Source organism: Arthrobacter sp. C152 (genome assembly GCF_054890965.1).
The window spans coordinates 1-1,550 of record NZ_JBTZSU010000084.1; the positions used below are offsets into that span (position 1 = coordinate 1).

Annotated in this window: 1 protein-coding gene; it reads right to left on the reverse strand. The window is 61.8% G+C overall.

The window, feature by feature from the left end; translation table 11 throughout:
* Positions 1 to 21 precede the first annotated feature (21 nt).
* Entirely contained in the window at positions 22 to 1,260 is a 1,239-nt protein-coding gene (locus ACYSM9_RS21790; protein WP_461859030.1) for an IS110 family RNA-guided transposase, read from the reverse strand.
* Between the last annotated feature and the right edge of the window lie 290 nt (positions 1,261 to 1,550).

Consider the following 1,550-nt stretch of genomic DNA (forward strand, 5'->3'; position numbering starts at 1 on the left):
CTAATACGAAAGTAGGGCTTGTCAGGCTGCGGTGGCCGGAGTGATGGTCACGTTGAATCCGAGGCTGGTGAGTTTCTTGATGGCGTTGTTCTTGGCTTTGGTTGGGTCCAGTCGAGTGAAATGGTCGGCGCCGGGGTCGGAATAGCATTCGCCGTTGGCGAGCAGGTTCCAGGCCGCGATGAGGATGGAATGTTCTACGGCGACGATGGCTTTCATGGGTCCGCGGCGGGCGGCGAGACGGCGGTATTTGGCGGCAAGGTAGGTGTCCTTGCTTCTGGAAGCGGACAACGCCGCGGTGCCTAGGGCTGCTTTGAGGTATTTGTTCCCGGGCAGGATATGCGCGGATTTGATCCGGCCGGCAGATTCGTTGGATCCGGGGCAGACACCGGTCCAGGACGCGAGCCGTCCAGGGGTCTCGAAACGGGACATGTCAGCGCCGGTTTCGGCGATGATCACGTCGGCGACTTTGAGAGAGACTCCGGGGATGGTGGCCAGGAATTCCCTGGCGGCACGAAAGGGTGCCATCGCCTCTTCGATCCGTCCGGTGAGCGCGTCGATGATGCGGGACTGGGCATCGATCTGGTCCAGATGCAATCGGGCCATGAACGCGTGATGGGCCTTGAACCGGCCTGTCAACGCGTCCACGAGCTCGGGGATTTTGGAGCGCAGGGTTCCCTTTGCCAGGCCGGCGAGAACCTGGGGATCGCGTTCACCACTGATGAGAGCCTCAAGCATCGCCCGGGACGAAACACCGGTAAGGTCCGAGACCACAGCGGAGAGCTTGATCCCCGAGCCTTCCAGGAACTTCTCCAGCCGCTGGATTTCCCGGGTCCGGTCACGGATGGCAATGGCCCGGGCGCGGGTCAGGTCCCGCAGTTCCCGGATTGGTTCCGGCGGGACGAACGATGCCCGAAGCAGCCCGTGCGCGCCCAGCTGGGCCAGCCATGCCGCGTCAGAGACATCGGTTTTGCGGCCCGGGATGTTCCTTGCGGCCTTGGCGTTGACCAGCATTACCGGCAGGGTTTCTTCGAGGAGATAGAAGAAGGGTTTCCAGTAATCGCTCGTGGCTTCCATGACGACCGTGGTGACGTGCTCGCCTTCCAGGAAGTCCCGCAGGGCAAGGATCTGGCCTGTGGTTGCGCCCCACGTTGTGACCGTGGAGGTATAGGTTCCAGCCCGCTGCCCGGGGACACGCAGACAGACCTTCGCGTCGCGTTTGGAAATATCCATTCCCGCGGCCCGCTCGTGCACGATATCCATGTCGGTTCCTCCTGACACATTGACGTGATCATGCCAGCGTCTGCCACGGGGAGGACAGGGAAGATTCAGGAATCTAACACTCGTGCTCCAAGGCAACAATCCACGGTTCCCGTGGAAGTCCTCCGCGCCACGCTAGCCGGCAGGCTCACCAACAGCACCAAGATCGAACCGGCGTCAACCGCAACAGACACCACCATGATCTCGCCGGAAACGAATCCCTCGCCAGAGACAAACCGTAAGCCCGGAACAACTTTCTCCCACCACGGCGCGACAGCGACCCTGAACCGCTA